The organism is Nocardioides sp. 1609, assembly GCF_004522105.1.
In the GTDB taxonomy this organism is placed as follows: domain Bacteria; phylum Actinomycetota; class Actinomycetes; order Propionibacteriales; family Nocardioidaceae; genus Nocardioides.
In genome coordinates, this window is record NZ_SPUJ01000006.1 from 265,223 (window position 1) to 280,962 (window position 15,740).

The 15,740-nt window shown below is 75.0% G+C and carries 18 protein-coding genes; 10 read left to right on the plus strand and 8 right to left on the minus strand.

Annotated features, from left to right (window positions below):
* The first annotated feature begins 62 nt into the window (after window positions 1-62).
* Complete coding sequence (locus E4623_RS18160) at window positions 63-956, plus strand: LysR substrate-binding domain-containing protein (protein WP_209020746.1); 894 nt, start codon at window positions 63-65, stop codon at window positions 954-956.
* A gap of 125 nt (window positions 957-1,081) precedes the next feature.
* Here E4623_RS18160 and tpx read toward each other — a convergent pair whose 3' ends face one another.
* Both tpx and E4623_RS23380 read right to left on the minus strand, forming a co-directional pair.
* The gene (gene tpx / locus E4623_RS18165) at window positions 1,082-1,573 is read right to left on the minus strand and encodes a thiol peroxidase (RefSeq protein ID WP_134767966.1); all 492 of its coding nucleotides are present in this window, start codon (window positions 1,571-1,573) and stop codon (window positions 1,082-1,084) included.
* Window positions 1,574-1,620: 47 nt separating this feature from the next.
* Window positions 1,621-3,018: a lytic murein transglycosylase gene (locus E4623_RS23380; protein WP_209020747.1), complete on the minus strand. Its 1,398-nt coding sequence runs from the start codon at window positions 3,016-3,018 to the stop codon at window positions 1,621-1,623.
* A 204-nt stretch (window positions 3,019-3,222) separates the two neighbouring features.
* Here E4623_RS23380 and E4623_RS22785 point away from each other — a divergent pair, with 204 nt between their 5' ends.
* The gene (locus E4623_RS22785; RefSeq protein ID WP_167736743.1) at window positions 3,223-3,396 is read left to right on the plus strand and encodes a hypothetical protein; all 174 of its coding nucleotides are present in this window, start codon (window positions 3,223-3,225) and stop codon (window positions 3,394-3,396) included.
* 17 nt (window positions 3,397-3,413) lie between these two features.
* On the opposite strand, the gene E4623_RS18175 is transcribed toward E4623_RS22785, so the two are convergent.
* On the minus strand, window positions 3,414-4,733 hold the full coding sequence (locus E4623_RS18175; protein WP_134767967.1) for a D-arabinono-1,4-lactone oxidase: 1,320 nt from the start codon (window positions 4,731-4,733) through the stop codon (window positions 3,414-3,416).
* Here E4623_RS18175 and E4623_RS18180 point away from each other — a divergent pair.
* Window positions 4,732-5,937 carry an amino acid deaminase/aldolase gene (locus tag E4623_RS18180; RefSeq protein ID WP_134767968.1) on the plus strand — a complete coding sequence of 402 codons (1,206 nt, stop codon included), beginning with the start codon at window positions 4,732-4,734 and terminating at the stop codon, window positions 5,935-5,937. The two genes, E4623_RS18175 and E4623_RS18180, sit on opposite strands and share 2 nt — an antisense overlap.
* Before the next feature lie 70 nt (window positions 5,938-6,007).
* Here E4623_RS18180 and E4623_RS18185 read toward each other — a convergent pair whose 3' ends face one another.
* Both E4623_RS18185 and E4623_RS18190 read right to left on the minus strand, forming a co-directional pair.
* A complete protein-coding gene (locus E4623_RS18185) occupies window positions 6,008-7,165 on the minus strand; it encodes a cysteine desulfurase-like protein (RefSeq protein WP_134767969.1) in 1,158 nt (385 codons plus the stop codon).
* 102 nt (window positions 7,166-7,267) lie between these two features.
* Window positions 7,268-8,068 carry an HAD-IIA family hydrolase gene (locus E4623_RS18190; RefSeq protein WP_134767970.1) on the minus strand — a complete coding sequence of 267 codons (801 nt, stop codon included), beginning with the start codon at window positions 8,066-8,068 and terminating at the stop codon, window positions 7,268-7,270.
* Between the two features lie 67 nt (window positions 8,069-8,135).
* On the opposite strand from E4623_RS18190, the gene E4623_RS18195 reads away from it, so the two are divergent.
* Complete coding sequence (locus tag E4623_RS18195) at window positions 8,136-8,486, plus strand: MmcQ/YjbR family DNA-binding protein (protein ID WP_245155165.1); 351 nt, start codon at window positions 8,136-8,138, stop codon at window positions 8,484-8,486.
* A gap of 51 nt (window positions 8,487-8,537) precedes the next feature.
* A complete protein-coding gene (locus tag E4623_RS18200; protein WP_134767972.1) occupies window positions 8,538-9,002 on the plus strand; it encodes a VOC family protein in 465 nt (154 codons plus the stop codon).
* A 15-nt stretch (window positions 9,003-9,017) separates the two neighbouring features.
* Here the strand turns inward: E4623_RS18200 and E4623_RS18205 are convergent, their stop codons facing one another.
* Together E4623_RS18205 and E4623_RS18210 are read right to left on the minus strand one after the other, a co-directional pair.
* A complete protein-coding gene (locus tag E4623_RS18205; RefSeq protein WP_134767973.1) occupies window positions 9,018-9,398 on the minus strand; it encodes a MerR family transcriptional regulator in 381 nt (126 codons plus the stop codon).
* 49 nt (window positions 9,399-9,447) lie between these two features.
* A complete protein-coding gene (locus E4623_RS18210) occupies window positions 9,448-10,332 on the minus strand; it encodes an aldo/keto reductase (protein ID WP_134767974.1) in 885 nt (294 codons plus the stop codon).
* 128 nt (window positions 10,333-10,460) lie between these two features.
* Between E4623_RS18210 and E4623_RS18215 the strand changes: the two genes are divergently transcribed.
* The 3 genes from E4623_RS18215 (at window position 10,461) to E4623_RS18225 (ending at window position 13,203) form a co-directional block, all read left to right on the plus strand.
* A complete protein-coding gene (locus tag E4623_RS18215; protein WP_134767975.1) occupies window positions 10,461-10,898 on the plus strand; it encodes a hypothetical protein in 438 nt (145 codons plus the stop codon).
* Window positions 10,898-11,974 (plus strand): hypothetical protein, encoded by a 1,077-nt coding sequence (locus tag E4623_RS18220; RefSeq protein WP_134767976.1) that lies wholly within the window; start codon window positions 10,898-10,900, stop codon window positions 11,972-11,974. Before E4623_RS18215 ends, E4623_RS18220 begins: the two co-directional genes overlap by 1 nt.
* Window positions 11,975-12,048: 74 nt before the next feature.
* On the plus strand, window positions 12,049-13,203 hold the full coding sequence (locus E4623_RS18225) for a CDP-glycerol glycerophosphotransferase family protein (protein ID WP_134767977.1): 1,155 nt from the start codon (window positions 12,049-12,051) through the stop codon (window positions 13,201-13,203).
* An 8-nt stretch (window positions 13,204-13,211) separates the two neighbouring features.
* Here E4623_RS18225 and E4623_RS18230 read toward each other — a convergent pair whose 3' ends face one another.
* Window positions 13,212-13,640, minus strand: a complete 429-nt coding sequence (locus E4623_RS18230; RefSeq protein WP_134767978.1) for a GAF domain-containing protein — start codon at window positions 13,638-13,640, stop codon at window positions 13,212-13,214.
* A gap of 147 nt (window positions 13,641-13,787) precedes the next feature.
* Between E4623_RS18230 and E4623_RS18235 the strand changes: the two genes are divergently transcribed.
* Both E4623_RS18235 and E4623_RS18240 read left to right on the plus strand, forming a co-directional pair.
* Window positions 13,788-14,585 (plus strand): alpha/beta hydrolase, encoded by a 798-nt coding sequence (locus tag E4623_RS18235; protein WP_209020748.1) that lies wholly within the window; start codon window positions 13,788-13,790, stop codon window positions 14,583-14,585.
* On the plus strand, window positions 14,582-15,739 hold the full coding sequence (locus E4623_RS18240) for a SpoIIE family protein phosphatase (protein ID WP_134767979.1): 1,158 nt from the start codon (window positions 14,582-14,584) through the stop codon (window positions 15,737-15,739). Before E4623_RS18235 ends, E4623_RS18240 begins: the two co-directional genes overlap by 4 nt.
* Window position 15,740: the final 1 nt, after the last annotated feature.

A 15,740-nucleotide genomic window follows, 5' to 3' on the forward strand; every position in this document is an offset into this window, starting at 1 on the left:
CGGCGCCGTCCACCGGCGGTAGGGACCACGTCGTTGTGCACCCACAGGGCTAGCCTGTGGACGTGGCCCTGCCCGACCTGCCGTCCCTGCGCCTGCTCGCCGACGTGGCCCGGCTCGGCTCCATCGGCGCCGCGGGCCGCGAGGCCGGCATCTCCCAGCAGTCGGCGTCCGAGCGGCTGCGCTCGATGGAGACCCTCACCGGGCTGACGCTGGTGCAGCGGGCGACGTCCGGGTCGACGGTCACCGCCGCGGGCCGGCTGCTCGTGGAGTGGAGCGCCGACCTGCTGGAGCGGGCCGAGGAGGTCGAGGGCGCGCTGCGGACCCTGCGCGACGAGCGGTCCCGCGAGCTGCACGTGCACGCCTCGATGACCGTCGCGGAGCACCTGCTGCCGCGGTGGCTGGTGCGGCTGCGGCTCGAGCGCGCGATCTCGGCGTCGCTGCGGGCGACCAACTCGGAGGCCGTCGTCGCCGCCGTCCGCTCCGGCGAGGCCGACGTCGGCTTCGTCGAGGGCGCCGGCGACCTGGCCGGCCTCGCGACCGCCGTCGTCGGGTCCGACGAGCTCGCCCTGGTGGCCTCACCGCTCGACGCGTGGGCCCGGCGCCGCCGTCCGCTGGACGCCGCGCAGGTCGCCGCGCGCCCGCTCACCAGCCGCGAGCAGGGCTCCGGCACCCGCCTGGTCTGGGAGCAGGCGCTGAGGGCCGGGGGCGCCGACCTGGTCGAGCCCGACTCGGCACTCACCACCACCGCCGCCGTGCTGGCCACGGTCGCCGCCGGCGGCCCGCCGGCGTTCGTCAGCCGGCGCGCGGCCGCCCGCGACGTCGAGGCGGGCGTGCTGGTGGAGGTGCCGACGACGGGACTCGCCCTGGGTCGGTCGTTCACCGCGATCTGGGTCGGCGGACGTCGTCCGCCGGCCGGTCCGGTCCGCGACCTACTGGCGATCGCGGCTCGTGGCTAGGTGCCTGCCCGATCCGTGCAATTGCCGCGAGCTGGGCAGTTCCCGGTCGTAGGATCGAGCGAGCTGCGGCAATCGCACGGACGGAGCCGCCACCCGACCACGCAGGCCCAGCCCGCCGCGGCGACTCAGCCCAGGGCGGCGACGGCGGCGTCGTAGTCGGGCTCGGTGCCGATCTCGGGGACCAGCTCGGTGTGGAGCACGGAGCCGTCGGCAGCGATCACCACGACGGCGCGGGCCAGGAGGCCCTGGAACCCGCCGTCGGTGAGCAGGACGCCGTAGTCGGTGCCGAAGGAGGACTTGAACGACGAGGCGGCGGTGACCCGCTCGATGCCCTCGGCGCCGCAGAACCGGGCCTGGGCGAACGGCAGGTCGGCCGAGACGCAGACGACGGTGGTGTCGGCGAGACCGGCCGCGAGCTCGTTGAACCTCCGGACGCTCGCCGCGCAGACGCCGGTGTCGACGCTCGGGAAGATGTTCAGCACGGTGCGGGTGCCCGAGGTCAGGGTCACCTCGCTGAAGTCGGAGGCGGTGAGGGTGAACGCCGGAGCGCTCGAGCCGACCGCGGGGAGCTCGCCGATGGTGTGGACGGGGTTGCCGCCGAGGGCAGTAGAGGCCATGGCCCCATGTCTAGCAGCCGACCCACCGGCCGCTCGGGCCGGACCGCTCAGCGGTCCTGGCGACCGGCGTCGAGGGTGGTCTCTCCTGCGGGAGCGTCCGGGGCCGGGGTCGGTCCGACGAGCTCGAGGACGCACACGTCGAAGTCGTCGTCGGCCAGGTCGGGGTCGTCGACCAGCTCGGGGTCCAGGCCGCAGACGTCGACCGCGTCCTCGTAGGTCATCGGCTGGAGCGGCGTCGGGTCCGGCGCCTCGGGCGCCTCCTCCGTCGGTCCGTCGGTCGGCTCGTCGGTCGGTCCGTCGGTGGGCCCGTCGGTCGGTCCGTCGGTGGGTCCGTCCGTCGGCCCGTCGGTCGGTCCGTCCGAGGGCGGCTCGTCGGTGGGCTGCGCGTCGGGCTGGTCGGTCGGTGCCTCGGGCTCCGGGTCGGCCGGCTGGCCGGTGCCGCCGCCGACGTCGGTCGGCTCGCCGACGGTGGTCGGGAGCGGCGCGAGCTCGCCGACGGCCTGGGGGTCGTCGCCCTCGCCGGCGCCTGCGCCGTCGAGGCTGAGGGTGAGCGTGGTCTCGGGCAGCGGCGGACCGACGACGGCCGGCGCGGTGCTCGAGGTGTCGACGTAGCCGGCCGAGACCGACGGCGACGGGCCGGTGCCGAAGTTGCCGGCGAGGTAGCCGTCCATGATCGACAGCACGAGGTCGACGTAGGAGTCGCTGTGGTTGTAGCGGTGGACCGCGCCGCGCTGGCCCGCGGTCTGCGAGAGGTCCTCGGTGCCCGAGCAGAGGTAGACCGCGGCGGCCAGCGACGCGTCGTCGAGGTCCTGCGGGTCCCGGATCCCGTCGTTGTCGGCGTCGACCCCGACCACGGCCCAGGTCGACGGGATGAACTGCATCGGCCCGACGGCCCGGTCGAAGGTCGGGTCACCGTCGTACTGCCCGGCGTCGGTGTCGGCGATCAGCGCGGTGCCGTTGCGGCCGTTCAGCGGCGGGCCGACGATCGCGGGCGTCGCGACCCCGTCGGCGCCGAGCGCGCTGCCACCGAAGCGGCCGTGGTCGGACTCGACGCGGCCGACGGCGGCGACGAGCTGCCAGGTGAGCCGGCAACCGGGGTCGGCGGCGTTGATGACGGTCTCGGCCCGCTGGTAGGCGGCGAGCGCCGACGAGGGGATCTCACCGGTCGAGACGGCGGGCACGACGCCGGCGAAGTCGCCGCCGGCGTCGGTGGCGGAGTCGGTGGCGGAGTCGGGCTGCGAGAGGCTGGCGGGGTACTCGACCGGGGCACCGGGCATCGAGGAGCCGTCGGGGAGCTGGCCGGTCGTCGACGACGGGGTCGTGGAGACGGCGGCGCTGACGCCGGTCGGGCCGGCGCCGGCGAGGTGCGTGGTCCACGCCGCCGAGACGAGGGCGAGGGGGACTGCCGTCGCGACGCGCCGAGTTCGCGTCGTCCTGCGTGTCATCTCGCGTGGTCCTCTGGATGGTGGTCAGGGTGGGGGGTGTCGTGAGTGTGCCTCACGACACAGATCATTAGACCACCGGATGCCTGACGGTTTCACCGGAAGTCCCCGGTTGCCCCGACAGTTCACCGAGTTGTGGGACGCCCGTGGCCGGCCGTGTGCCCCCGCAGAGGCAACCTCACGGCCGCCCACCGCGTCCTTCTCCACGTGAGCACCCTCCAGCAGCCGCTCGGTCGACGTCCGCCGGACCGGCCCTCCCCCGTGCGCGACGTCGTGGTGACGGCGGCCGCGGTCGCCGCCCTCGTCTTCGGCACCCTGCTCCTGCCGTCGCCGCCCGACGGCGGCGACGCCGGCCGGGCGACGGCGTCCACCCGCGACTGACCTGGCCGCGGGCAGCGTCAGCCGAGCACCTGGGCGAGGTGCGGGTTGCCGAGCGTGCGGGTCGGGTCGAGGCGGTCGCGCAGGGCGAGGAACTCCTCGAAGCGCGGGTAGCGCGCCCGGAGCTCGTCGGCACCGAGCGTGTGCAGCTTGCCCCAGTGCGGCCGCCCGCCGACCCCGGCGGCGATCGCCTCCAGCGCCGCGAAGTACGCCGCCCGGTCGGGGCTGCCCGGAGCGGTGTGGACGGCGACGTACACGGTGTCGCGACCGCTGGCCGTCGAGAGCGTGACGTCGTCGGCCGCGGCCACCCGCACCTCCACCGGGACCGCGACCCGCCAGTCGCTGCGCCCGACGACCCGGACCAGCTCGCGGAGCACGTCCATCCCGTGCTCGCGCGGCACGGCGTACTCCATCTCCTCGAAGCGCACCCGCCTCGGCGAGGTGAAGACCCGGTGCGAGACGTCGCTGAACTCGCGCGGCGACAGCGCGGCCGCCGACACCTTCGCCAACGGCCGCACCAGCGCCGGCACCCGGCTGCCGGCGCCGACGAGCGCCCCGAAGACGGTGTTGCTGAGCAGCTCGTCGTCCCACCAGCCGCGCAGCCGTGGGAGCGGCTCGAGGTCGTCGAGCGGCACCCGGGTGTTGTGCTTGGTGAGCACGCGGTCGGTGTGCGGGAACCAGTAGAACTCGACGTGGTCGGTGACGTCGGCGTCCGCGTCGAAGCGCTCCATCATCTCCTCGACCCGGCCACCACCCTCGCGGGCGCGCAGCCCGAACGCCGGCACCGCCTGCAGCGTGATCTCGGTCAGCACCCCGAGGGCGCCGAGCCCGACCCGCGCGGCCGCGAGGACCTCGGCGTTCTCGGTCGGCGTGCAGGTCAGCGTCGAGCCGTCCGGGAGCGCGAGCACCAACCCTCGCACCTGGGTGGCGATGCCGCCGAAGCGCGCACCGGTGCCGTGGGTGCCGGTCGAGATCGCGCCGGCGAGGGTCTGCTCCTCGATGTCACCGAGGTTCGTCAGCGCCAACCCGAGGGTGTCGAGCGCCCGGTTGAGGGCGCTGAGCCGGATCCCGGCCTGCACCGTGACCAGCCCGGTGGCGGCGTCGGCCCGCAGCACCCGGTCGAGGTGGTCCAGGCGGAGCTGGACGTCGTCGGGGCGGCCGATGGCGGTGAAGGAGTGACCGGTGCCGATCGGACGCACCCGCCGTCCGGCGGCGGTCGCCCCGGCCAGGTACCGGGTCAGCTCCTCCACGCTGCGGGGGGCGACGACCTCGATCCCGGACGCCGTCTGGTTGCCGGCCCAGTTGCGCCAGCTCGTGCCCACCGTTTGACTCGCCCTCATGACGAGCCAGCATGCCCGCATCGAGCGCGCGACGCAGCACCTCGACGCGCCGGTGGCGGTGGTCGACCTCGACGCCTTCGACGCGAACGCCGCCGACCTGGCCCGCCGGGCCGCCGGGACGCCGATCCGGGTGGCCTCGAAGTCGGTGCGCTGCCGGGCGCTGCTCGACCGCGTGCTGGGCCTCGAGGGGTACGCCGGCATCCTGGCCTTCACCCTGGCCGAGGCGCTGTGGCTCGCCGAGGAGCACGAGGACGTCGTCGTCGGCTATCCGACCGCGGAGCGCGCCGCCCTGCGCGAGCTGGCCGCCGACCCGGTGCTGCTCGAGCGGGTCACGCTGATGGTCGACTCGGTCGAGTCGCTCGACCTGGTGCGCGCGGCCGTCCGGCAGGTCGAGGTGCCGATCCGGGTCTGCCTCGACCTGGACGCGTCGCTGCGCCTGGCCGAGCGGCTGACCGGCAGCCGGGTGCACCTCGGCCCGCGCCGCTCGCCGGTGCACTCCGTCGCCGACGCCGTCGCGCTGGCCCGTGCGGTGGCCGAGGACCCGGCGTTCGCGCTGGTCGGGCTGATGGCCTACGAGGGCCAGGTCGCCGGGCTCGCCGACCGGCCCGCCAACCGGCTGCGCGGCCTCGCGGTGCGCGGCCTCAAGCGGGCCTCGGTGCCCGAGCTGACCGAGCGGCGCGGCGCGGTCGTCGCCGCCGTCCGGGAGGTCGCCGACCTGTCGTTCGTGAACGGCGGCGGCACCGGCTCCATCGAGACGACCGTCGCCGACCCGTCGGTGACCGAGGTCGCGGCCGGGTCGGGGCTGTTCGCGCCGGCCCTGTTCGACGGCTACGACTCCTTCGACCCCGTGCCGGCGGCGTTGTTCGGGCTCGCGGTGACCCGCCGCCCGGGCCCCGGTCTCGTCACGGTCGCCGGCGGCGGCTGGATCGCCTCCGGGCCGGTCGGGCGCGACCGGCTCCCGGTGCCGACGTACCCCGGGGGGCTGGTGATGCTCGGCTCCGAGGGCGCCGGCGAGGTCCAGACCCCGCTGCGCGGCTCCACCGCCGGGCGCCTCCGCCTCGGCGACCGGGTGTGGTTCCGGCACGCGAAGGCCGGCGAGCTGTGCGAGCGGGTCGACGTCCTGCACCTGGTGGCCGGCGACGCGGACGCCGCGGTGGTCGACGTCGTCCCGACCTACCGGGGCGAGGGCCGCACCTTCCTCTAGCCGTCCCCGTCCCCCGGCACACCGTCGACCCGTCGCCGATCGCGGACGGGTCGACCCCGTGGGGTCCCGATCAGGCGAGGGCGGCGAGGGCGGTGACCAGCCGGTCGACCTCGCCGTCGGTCGTGTACGGCGCCAGCCCGACCCGGACGCCGCCGTCGTCGCCCAGGCCGGCGTGCCGGGAGGCCTCGAGGGCGTAGAAGCTGCCGCTCGGCGCCACGATGCCCTCACCCGCCAGGCGCACGCGCACCTCGTCGCCGGTGCGGCCGTCGACGTGGAGCAGCAGGGTCGGGGTCCGGTGGGCGGGGCTGCCGTGCACCCGCACGTGCGGCAGCGCCGCCAACGCGTCCAGGAGCCGGCCGAGCACGCCGTCCTCGTGGGCCTCGATCGCGGCCATCCCGCCGACGGAGTCGATGAAGGCCACCGCGGCGCTCACGCCGGCGAGCAGCTCGTAGGGCAGGGTGCCGAGCTCGAAGCGCTCGGGCACGGCGTCGCTCGAGGGAAGCAGCTTGTCGGGGTGCAGCGTCTCGAGCAGCGCCGGGTCGGCGGCCAGCACGCCGAGGTGCGGCCCGAAGAACTTGTACGGCGAGCAGGTGAGGAAGTCGGCGCCGAGGGCGGTCAGGTCGACCGGGGCGTGCGCGGCCAGGTGGACGGCGTCCACGTGGACCAGCGCGCCGACGGTGTGCGCGGCCTCCGCGACCGCCCGCACCGGCGGCCGGGTGCCGAACAGGTTGGACGCGCCGGTGACCGCGACCAGCCTGGTGCGCTCGGTGAGCACGGTGGCGACGTCGTCCAGCTCGGCGGTGACGGGGTCGAACCCGAGCCACCGCACCGTCGCGCCGACCCGCTCGGCCGCGGTCACCCAGGGCCGGATGTCGCCGTCGTGGTCGAGCCGGGTCACCACCACCTCGTCGCCGGGACCCCAGCCCTGCGCGAGGGTGCGCGCCAGGTCGAAGGTGAGGGCCGTCATCGAGCGACCGAAGACGATGCCGCGCGGGTCGGCGCCGACGTGCGCCGCCATCGACGCGCGCGCCCCGGCCGTGGTCTCCTCGGCCCGTCGCTCGGGCTCGGTCAGCTGACCGCGCTGGCACATCCCCCACGACATCGCGGTCGCGATCGCCTCGGCCACCTCCCGCGGCACCAGCGACCCGCCCGGACCGTCGAAGCGCGCCAGCCCGTCGGCCAGCGCGGGGAACGCGCTCCGCACCTGCACCACGTCGTACGTCGTCATGCGCGCAGCCTGCCAGAACGCCGAGTCGGCGTTCGGTGCAACTCGGGTGGCGCCGAGTCGGCGTTCGTGCTCGATCCGAACGCCGACTCGGCGTCGTCCAGGTCAGGCGGGCGGCTCGACGTCGGTGCCGACGAGCGCGACCAGGTCGGCGATCGAGTCGACGACCTGGGTCGGGCGGTAGGGGAAGGTCTCGATCTGCTCGGGGCGGGTCGAGCCGGTGGTGACGAGCACGGTGCGCAGGCCGGCCTCGAGGCCGCTGATGATGTCGGTGTCCATCCGGTCGCCGACCATCACCGTCGACTCGGAGTGCGCGTCGAGCCGGTTGAGGGCGCTGCGCATCATCAGCGGGTTCGGCTTGCCGATGAAGTACGGCGTCCGGCCGGTCGCGGTGCTGATCAGGGCGGCCACCGACCCGGTCGCGGGCAGCAGGCCGTGCTGGCTCGGTCCGCTCGGGTCGGGGTTGGTGGCGATGAAGCGGGCGCCGGCGGCGATCAGCCGGATCGCCTTGGTGATCGCCTCGAACGAGTAGGTGCGGGTCTCGCCGAGCACCACGTAGTCGGGATCGCGGTCGGTCATCACGTAGCCGACGTCGTGCATCGCCGTGGTCAGTCCCGCCTCTCCCACGACGTAGGCCGTGCCGTGCGGGCGCTGCTCGGCCAGGAACTGCGCCGTCGCCAGCGCCGAGGTCCAGATCGCGTCCTCGGGCACGTCGATGCCGCTGCCGAGGAGTCGCGCCCGGAGGTCGCGCGGGGTGTAGATCGAGTTGTTGGTCAGCACCAGGAACGACAGCCCCGACGCCTTCAGCGCGTCGATGAACTCGGTCGCACCGGGGATCGGCACCTCCTCGTGCACGAGGACGCCGTCCATGTCGGTCAGCCAGGTCGTGATGTCCCGCGTCGTCATGCCCCCAGTCTGGTCCCCGTCCCCCCGAACGGCACGTCGGCGCCGGTGTGGGCGTCATCATGGGCGGGTGCCGTCCCGGATCGCCGACTTCCTCGACCTGGTGCACCAGCTGCCGGAGGTCGTCCGCACCGACCACGCGCGCTACCACCGGCTCCAGGTGTCGGGGTACACGTTCGGCTACCTGTGGGAGCCCACCCGGACCGTCGGTCTCAAGCAGGAGCTGTCGGAGCAGCTGGCCCTGGTCGCCGAGCGGCCCGACGTGTTCGAGGTGCAGTTCACCGCCGGCGCGTTCGGCTGGGTCGTCGTCCACCTGGACGGCGTCGAGCGCGACGAGCTGGCCGAGCTGACCTTCGAGGCGTGGCGGCTCACGGCCGCGGCCGCGCTGGTGGCCGAGCGGTCGGACCGGCTGCCGGTCTGAGCGGGCGGCGGACTGGAACCTCACACCGGTGTCAGGGGCGATCCTGGCGTCATGACGACCGACGAGGGACAGGTACGACAGCTCCGGGTGGTCCTCGAGGTCCCCGACTTCGACGAGGCCGTGGCGTTCTTCCGCGACGCCCTCGGCCTGCCGGAGTCGGCGGCGTTCGCCACCGGCGGCGAGGACCGGGTGGCGATCCTCGAGGCCGGGCGGGCGACGCTGGAGCTGGCGTCGCCGGCGCACCGCCGGGCGATCGACGCCGTCGAGGACGTCGCCGACGGCGGCACCGCCGCGATCCGGCTCGCGTTCGAGGTCGACGACGCCGGTGCCACGACGGCCCGCCTGGTCGCGGCCGGCGCGCGTCACGTCGCCGGTCCGGTCCTGACGCCGTGGCGGTCGCTGAACGCCCGCCTCGACGCCCCGGCCGACCAGCAGATCACCGTGTTCGAGGAGACCGAGACCCCCGAGGAGCGCACCGGTCGCGCCGGCTTCGCCACCGACGCCGTCCGCGACTGACCGGAGCCGGCCGGGTCAGCCGGTCGGTCGGGCGGCGGGGCCGGGGCCGGGGCGCTCGACCGCCTGCTCCCGCAGCGCGCGGAGCACCTCGAGCTCGCGCTCGACGTCGCGCCGACGCTGCTCGAGCCGGTCGATCTCGACCTCGAGGGCCGCCTCGAGGAAGCCGGTGCGCTCGGCGTCCGGCGCGGTCAGGCACGGCAGCAGCGTGGCGATGGTCGTGCTGCACAACCCCGCCGCGAAGAGGTGCTGGATCTCGATCACCCGGGCCACCGAGTCGGCCTCGTAGTGCCGCCAGCCGTTGGGGGCGCGGGTCGACCCGATCAGCCCGACGTCCTCGTAGTAGCGCAGGGACCGCGCGCTGACCCCCGTCGCCTCCGCGAGCTCACCGATCCGCACGGGGCGAGCCTACGACCGGCTCCCGGGACCGGGAGCCGGTCGCGGACGCTCAGCCGGCGTCGAGCGCGGCGAGCTCGTCGGCGGTGAGCTCGAGGTGCACGGCCTCGGCGGAGTCCTGGACCGAGGACGGTCGCTTCGCCCCCGGGATGGGGATCACGACCGGCGACTGGGCCAGCTCCCAGGCGAGCGCCACCTGCTGGGCGCTGACCCCGCGAGCCGCGGCGACGCGCGCGAACGCCGGGTGCTCCTCGGCCAGGCCCTTCGCGCTGCGCAGCCCGCCGAGCGGGCTCCACGGCAGGAAGGCCAGGCCGAGCTCCTCGCACACGTCGATCTCGGGACGGCTGGACCGGAAGGCCGGCGAGAACTGGTTCTGCACGCTCACCAGGGCCCCGCCGAGCACCGAGTGGGCGAGCCGGATCTGCTCGGGGTTCGCGTTCGAGAGCCCGATCCGCGCGACCTTGCCCGTGTCGGCGATGTCCTTGAGGGTGCTCATGACGTCGGCGTAGTCGACCTTCGGGTCGGGCCGGTGGTGCTGCCACAGCGCGATCTGCTCGACCCCGAGACGGTCGAGGCTCGCGTCGACCGCGGCGTGCAGGTGGGACGCCGACGAGTCGAGGTCCCAGCCGCCGTCCTCGGTGCGCGTGTGCCCGCCCTTGGTGGCGAGCACCACCTGGTCGCGGACGCCGAGCTCGTCGAGGATGCCCGCGACCAGGCGCTCGTTGGCGCCCATCGCGTCGGCCCCGAGCTCGTCGGCCGGCCCGTAGGCGTCGGCGGTGTCGAAGAGGGTGACTCCCGCGTCGAGCGCGGCCCGCACGGTGTCGAGGAGCTGCTCGCGCGGCTGTGTCCCGGTCTGGTCGAAGGTCATCAGGCCGAGGCCGACGGCCCCGACCTCCAGGCGCCCGACGGTGTCGTTGCCGATCTGTCGTGTCTTCACGGGTCCAGGTCTACCGGACCGGACCCAGGCGGGGTCCCGGTGCCCGGCGCCGATGACGGCGTCCGCGTCGTTTGTGGGACCGCCGGCGGGGGTAGGTCGCCCTCGCACGCCCCGAGGAGGAGCAGCCCATGACCAGTCCCACCCCGCCGACCGTCGCGGTGACCCCGACGTCCCCGCCGTCCGACCCGTCGACCACCGCGTCCACCGCGGGGTCGTCGACGGAGCCGTACGAGCAGAGCCAGCACGAGATCCGGCTCGAGGAGGAGGACGTCCGCTACCTGATCGCCCTGGTCGACGAGACCGTGCGCAACGTCGGCGGGTCCATCCCCCGACAGGTCGAGGGCGACCTGTTCGGCGGTGGCCACCTCCCGGAGCGGATGGCGCGCCACACGCTGGGCGCCCACGAGCGGATCCTGCGGACCCTGCTGTCCTCGGTCCAGGCGCTCGAGGAGCACGCGGGGTCGCTCCAGTCCTACCGCGACGAGCTGAACCGGGTCGAGGACACCATCCAGGGTTACCTCGACCAGATCAACGGTCGGGTCGCGACGATCGACGGAGCGGTCTGATGGCCGGGGCGAACGAGGGCCGGTTCCACGAGCTGGTCGAGCGACCCCACCCGTTCCGCATCGAGCGGCACGCCGACGACTGGGCCCGCTGCGCGGAGGTGCTCCGCACCGCGTCGTCCGACGTGCGGCGTGGGATCCAGAACGTCGACGTCGGCGGGCAGACCGGCCCGGCGCTGCAGGCCGCGTTCCTCGACCTCGCCGACGTGCTCGAGGAGGGCGCCCAGGACCTGCGTCGCGGCTCGCGGGCGCTCGGGGAGCTCGCCGAGGAGACCAAGTCGGCCAAGAACCGCAAGAAGGACATCGACGGCAGGCTTCCCGACAACGGCGCCCACGTCGCGGAGCGCGACCAGGCCGCCGCCAGCACCTCCGACTCGCAGGAGGCCGCGCTGCGCCACGGCATCGCGGTGATGAAGTCGATCCGGGCCGACGAGCCGCGCGGCTCGGTGCCGATCCAGGCCCCGACCACGCCTCCCCCGCCGCCGCCGACCCGGCGCTGCCCGCGCTGCGGGTCCGACCCGTGCCAGTGCCAGGCGGTCAGTGGCTGCCCGCGCTGCGGCGCGAGCCCGTGCGTCTGTGTCGACGGCCCGCACGTCGTCACCCCGGTCACCCCGGTCCACCCGGACTGCCCCGACTGGGACGACCCCGCCGACTTCACCACCCCCGGCACCGCCCAGGGGCCGTCGTCCCTGTCCCCCGCCGCCCCGTCCGCCCCGGCGGCGCCGCTCGGGTCGGGGGTCTCCCCCGGCGTCGTCGGCGGTGCCGCCGGCGCGGCCGCACCCGTCGCCCCCGTCGCGTTCGGGGCGATGGCGCCGACGTCCGGCTCCGGGGTGGCCGCTGCACCCGTCGCGGGCACGGCCGGCGCCGCCGGTGGGGTCCGTCCGATCGGTGCGGGCGGCCCGATGGGCTCGGCCGGCACGCTCGGTCGCAGCGGTGGCTCCGGGACCGGTGCCGGCGCCGCCGGCGCCGGCGGCCGCGGCCGCGGCAAGGACCGCAAGCCGGGCTCGCGCGACCGCGACCTGCACGACGACGGCCGCGACTGGCTCGACGACGAGTCCGCGCCCGACGTCCTGAGGTGATCTCGAGGGTGCCCGGGCACCGTCCCCACGGACGGCTCGCCGCGCCTGCGGACCCGAGGCCGTAGAATCCCGGGGTGAAACAGGTCGCCGTCATCGCCTACTACGCCGACGACCCGACGCGCACCTACCAGCTCGTGCAGTGGCTGCCCGTGCTCGAGGTGCTGCACCGCACGCACCCGGTGACGATCGTGCTGCGCGACCCCGACTCCGCCGACGTGCTGGCGCCGCGCACCAGCCTGCCGGTGCTGTGCGCGCCGACGTTCCCCGAGCTCACCGCGCTCTACGAGGAGCTCAACGCCAAGGTCGTCCTCTACTGCAACAACTCGATCCTCAACTTCCAGTCGCTCATCGACGGCCGCCGGCTGCACGCGCACGTCAACCATGGCGAGAGCGACAAGCAGTCGATGGCCAGCAACAACGCGAAGGCCTACGACCGGGTCTTCGTCGCCGGCGAGGCCGCGGTGCAGCGACACGTCGCCGGGCTGCTCGAGTTCGACACCCGCCGTCTGGTGCGGATCGGGCGGCCGCAGCTCGACCTGCGTCCCGAGCCGGTGCTGGCGCCGTCGACGCGGCGCACCCTGCTCTACGCCCCGACGTGGGAGGGCGACGCCGACTACAACGACTACACCTCGGTCGACACGATCGGTCCCGACATCGCACGCGGCCTGCTCGCGGTCCCCGACTCTCGCTTCGTCTACAAGCCGCACCCGAAGGTCGTCACGACCCCGACGACGTCGGTGTGGGCCGCGCACCGCGAGATCCTGCGGATCGTGGCCGCCGCGAACGCCGCCGACCCGGCGGCCGGCCACGTCGCGGTGGAACGGGGCGACATCCTCGCGATCATGCCCGACTGCGACGCGATGGTGACCGACGTGTCGTCGGTGGGCCTCGACTGGCTCTACCTGTGCACCGACAGGCCGCTCTTCCTCACCGACCGCCACCGCGACGCCGACCGGCTGCGCCAGGACGTGCCGGTCAGCCGCTGCGCCGACGTCGTCGACGACGACGAGGTGGGCGGGCTCGCGGCGCTCGTCGCCGCGCGGCTCGAGCACGACGAGCACCACCTGGCCCGCGTCGCGATGCGCCACCACTACTTCGACGACCTCCAGGTGGGCGACAGCACCACCCGGTTCCTCGACGCCGTCGCCGGGCTCGCGGCGCGCCGCGACCGGCTCCTCGGCGCGGTCCCCGGTCGCGACGAGAGCGACGGCGACGCGATCATCGCCTGACCCCGGGCTCAGGCGCGGCGCACCCGCTGGAAGTTGCGACCGCCGCGGGCGAACGCCGCCAGGACGGCCTCCGGGGGCGCCTGCGCCTGCCACGCGCACGGGCGCACGTGGGTCAGGTCGACGTCCCACGCGGCCGGGTCCGGGTCGTGGCGCCAGCCGCCCGTGAGGACGCCGCGGTGGAAGACCCCGTCGACGTCCACGGTCCAGACCTCCGCGCCGTCGGGGACGGCGGCGAACCGCTCCAGCCGCGCCGCCGTCCGCTCGTCGTGGCGGAGCGCCACCGCCGCGACCGCGCTGCCGAGGCCGTCGGGCGGGGCACCCAGTCGGCCGCCGACGCCGACGACGTCGAGGGCCAGCGCCCGACCCACGGCCCGGCGCCCGTCGTCCGGGACGACGCGCGAGCGCATCGGCGCGCGATAGACCCCGCCGGCACCCATGACCACGTCCTACCACCTCCCGCCGCACGGGTCACCGCCGTCCCGCTGGTGTCGCACCCCGCCCGGAGCCCCTCGCGTGCCGGCTCGCGGTCGAGGTCCGGCACCGCGGCCGGGCGCTGCCCCGCCTGTCGCCGCTACGCTGCGGCGGTGTCAGTCGTCGCGCGCCACCAGGTCTCGGTCACCGGGCCGGACGGCGCCGCCCCGATGCTCTTCGCGCACGGGTTCGGGTGCGACCAGGCCGTCTGGAGCCGGGTGGCGCCGGCGTTCACCGACGAGTTCCGCGTGGTGCTGTTCGACCACGTCGGCGCGGGCGGCTCGGACCTGACGGCGTACGACCCTCGGGCCTACGCCACCCTCGACCGCTACGCCGCCGACGTGCTCGAGATCTGCGAGGAGCTCGACCTGCGCGACGTCGTCTTCGTCGGCCACTCCGTGTCGGCGATGATCGGCGTCCTCGCCCAGGTGGCCGACCCCGGCCGGTTCGCCCGCCTGGTGCTCCTCGGTCCCTCGGCGCGCTACGTCGACGACGACGACTACGTCGGCGGGTTCGCCGCGTCCGACATCGACGAGCTCCTGGACCTGATGGACAGCAACACCTTCGGTTGGCAGCAGCCGCTGGCCGGACTGGTGATGCCCGGCCCGGAGCTGGTCGAGGACCGCGGCGTGCTCGACGCGAGCTTCTGCCGGCTGCGACCCGACATCGCGCACGACTTCGCGACGGCGACGTTCCTCGGCGACAACCGGGACGACCTGGCCCGGGTCTCCGCGCCGACGCTGGTGCTCCAGAACCGCCACGACACGATCGCCCCGTTGTCGGCCGGCGCGTTCGTCCGGGACCGGATCCCGGGTGCGCGGCTGGAGATCATCGAGACCAGCGGGCACTGCGCCCACCTGAGCGCGCCGGCCGAGACCATCGCCGCCATCCGAGGGTTCGTGAGCCCGTGACCGTCGCCAGCGACGTGGCCGGCGGGAGCCGGCACGACCGGGTACCGGCGGCCTACGCCGTCCTCGACCGGCTCGACGGTCGGGTCCTCGAGGTCAACGAGGCGTTCGTGACGCTCCTGGGCCGCCCTCGCGAGACCCTCCTGGCCGGCTCCTGGTCGGACCTGCTCACCGTCGCCGGTCGGATCTACAGCGAGACGCACCTGATGCCGATGCTCGACCTCAACGGCCGCGTCGAGGAGGTCGCGCTCGACGTCGTCGCCGACGGCGGACGGATCCCGGTGCTGCTGAACGCCGTGCTCGACCGCACCGGCGAGCGCGCGTCGATCCGGGTGGTGCTGTTCGGGGCGTCCGCGCGCCGCCGCTACGAGACCGAGCTGCTGCGGGCGACCCGTGAGGCCCAGGAGGCGCGGCAGCAGGCCGACGAGCTCGCCCGCACCCTGCAGCAGACGCTCATCCCGCCGGTCCCGCCGGCCATCCCGCGCCTCGAGGTGTCGGCCGTCTACCGACCCGCCGGCGACGGCGACGAGGTCGGCGGCGACTTCTACGACGTCTTCAACGTCGGCCCGTCCACCTGGGTGGTGGTGCTCGGCGACGTCGCCGGCAAGGGCGTCCGCGCCGCGGCCGTCACCGCGTTCATCCGGCACGCGGTGCGCGACCTCGCGATGCAGGTCGCCGACCCGGCCGACCTGCTGCACGCCCTCGACCGCGCCCTGCACGCCCGGCCGACCGAGAGGTTCTGCTCCGCCGTCCTGCTCCGTCTCACCGAGGACGACGCCGGCTGGTCGATCGCCGGCGCGGCGGGCGGGCACCCGCTCCCGATCCTCGGCCGGCGCGACGGGACCCTGGTCGACCTCGGCAGGCCCGGGTCGCTGGTCGGGCTCCTCGACGACCCGCTCTTCACGACGTTCACCCACCGGCTCGCACCCGACGAGTTCGTCACCCTCCTCACCGACGGCGTCACCGAGGCGCGCCGGGGCCGCGAGCTGTTCGGGGAGGACGCCGTCCGCGACGTCGTCCGGTCCCGGGCGAGCGACCCGGACGGGGTCAGTGCGGCCGTCGTCGCGGCCGTCGTCGACTACCAGGCGGGCTTGCCCCACGACGACATCGCGGTGCTGACGCTGCACCCGTCGGCGCCGGACGGGGCGGTCCGGTGAG

Bases quoted from the DNA above. Each gene is read 5' to 3' on its own strand.
- tpx (WP_134767966.1), bottom strand. From the start codon at position 1,573: ATGGCCTCTACTGCCCTCGGCGGCAACCCCGTCCACACCATCGGCGAG.
- E4623_RS23380 (WP_209020747.1), bottom strand. From the start codon at position 3,018: ATGACACGCAGGACGACGCGAACTCGGCGCGTCGCGACGGCAGTCCCC.
- E4623_RS18180 (WP_134767968.1), top strand. From the start codon at position 4,732: ATGACGAGCCAGCATGCCCGCATCGAGCGCGCGACGCAGCACCTCGAC.
- E4623_RS18175 (WP_134767967.1), bottom strand. From the start codon at position 4,733: ATGAGGGCGAGTCAAACGGTGGGCACGAGCTGGCGCAACTGGGCCGGC.
- E4623_RS18185 (WP_134767969.1), bottom strand. From the start codon at position 7,165: ATGACGACGTACGACGTGGTGCAGGTGCGGAGCGCGTTCCCCGCGCTG.
- E4623_RS18190 (WP_134767970.1), bottom strand. From the start codon at position 8,068: ATGACGACGCGGGACATCACGACCTGGCTGACCGACATGGACGGCGTC.
- E4623_RS18200 (WP_134767972.1), top strand. From the start codon at position 8,538: ATGACGACCGACGAGGGACAGGTACGACAGCTCCGGGTGGTCCTCGAG.
- E4623_RS18215 (WP_134767975.1), top strand. From the start codon at position 10,461: ATGACCAGTCCCACCCCGCCGACCGTCGCGGTGACCCCGACGTCCCCG.
- E4623_RS18220 (WP_134767976.1), top strand. From the start codon at position 10,898: ATGGCCGGGGCGAACGAGGGCCGGTTCCACGAGCTGGTCGAGCGACCC.
- E4623_RS18230 (WP_134767978.1), bottom strand. From the start codon at position 13,640: ATGGGTGCCGGCGGGGTCTATCGCGCGCCGATGCGCTCGCGCGTCGTC.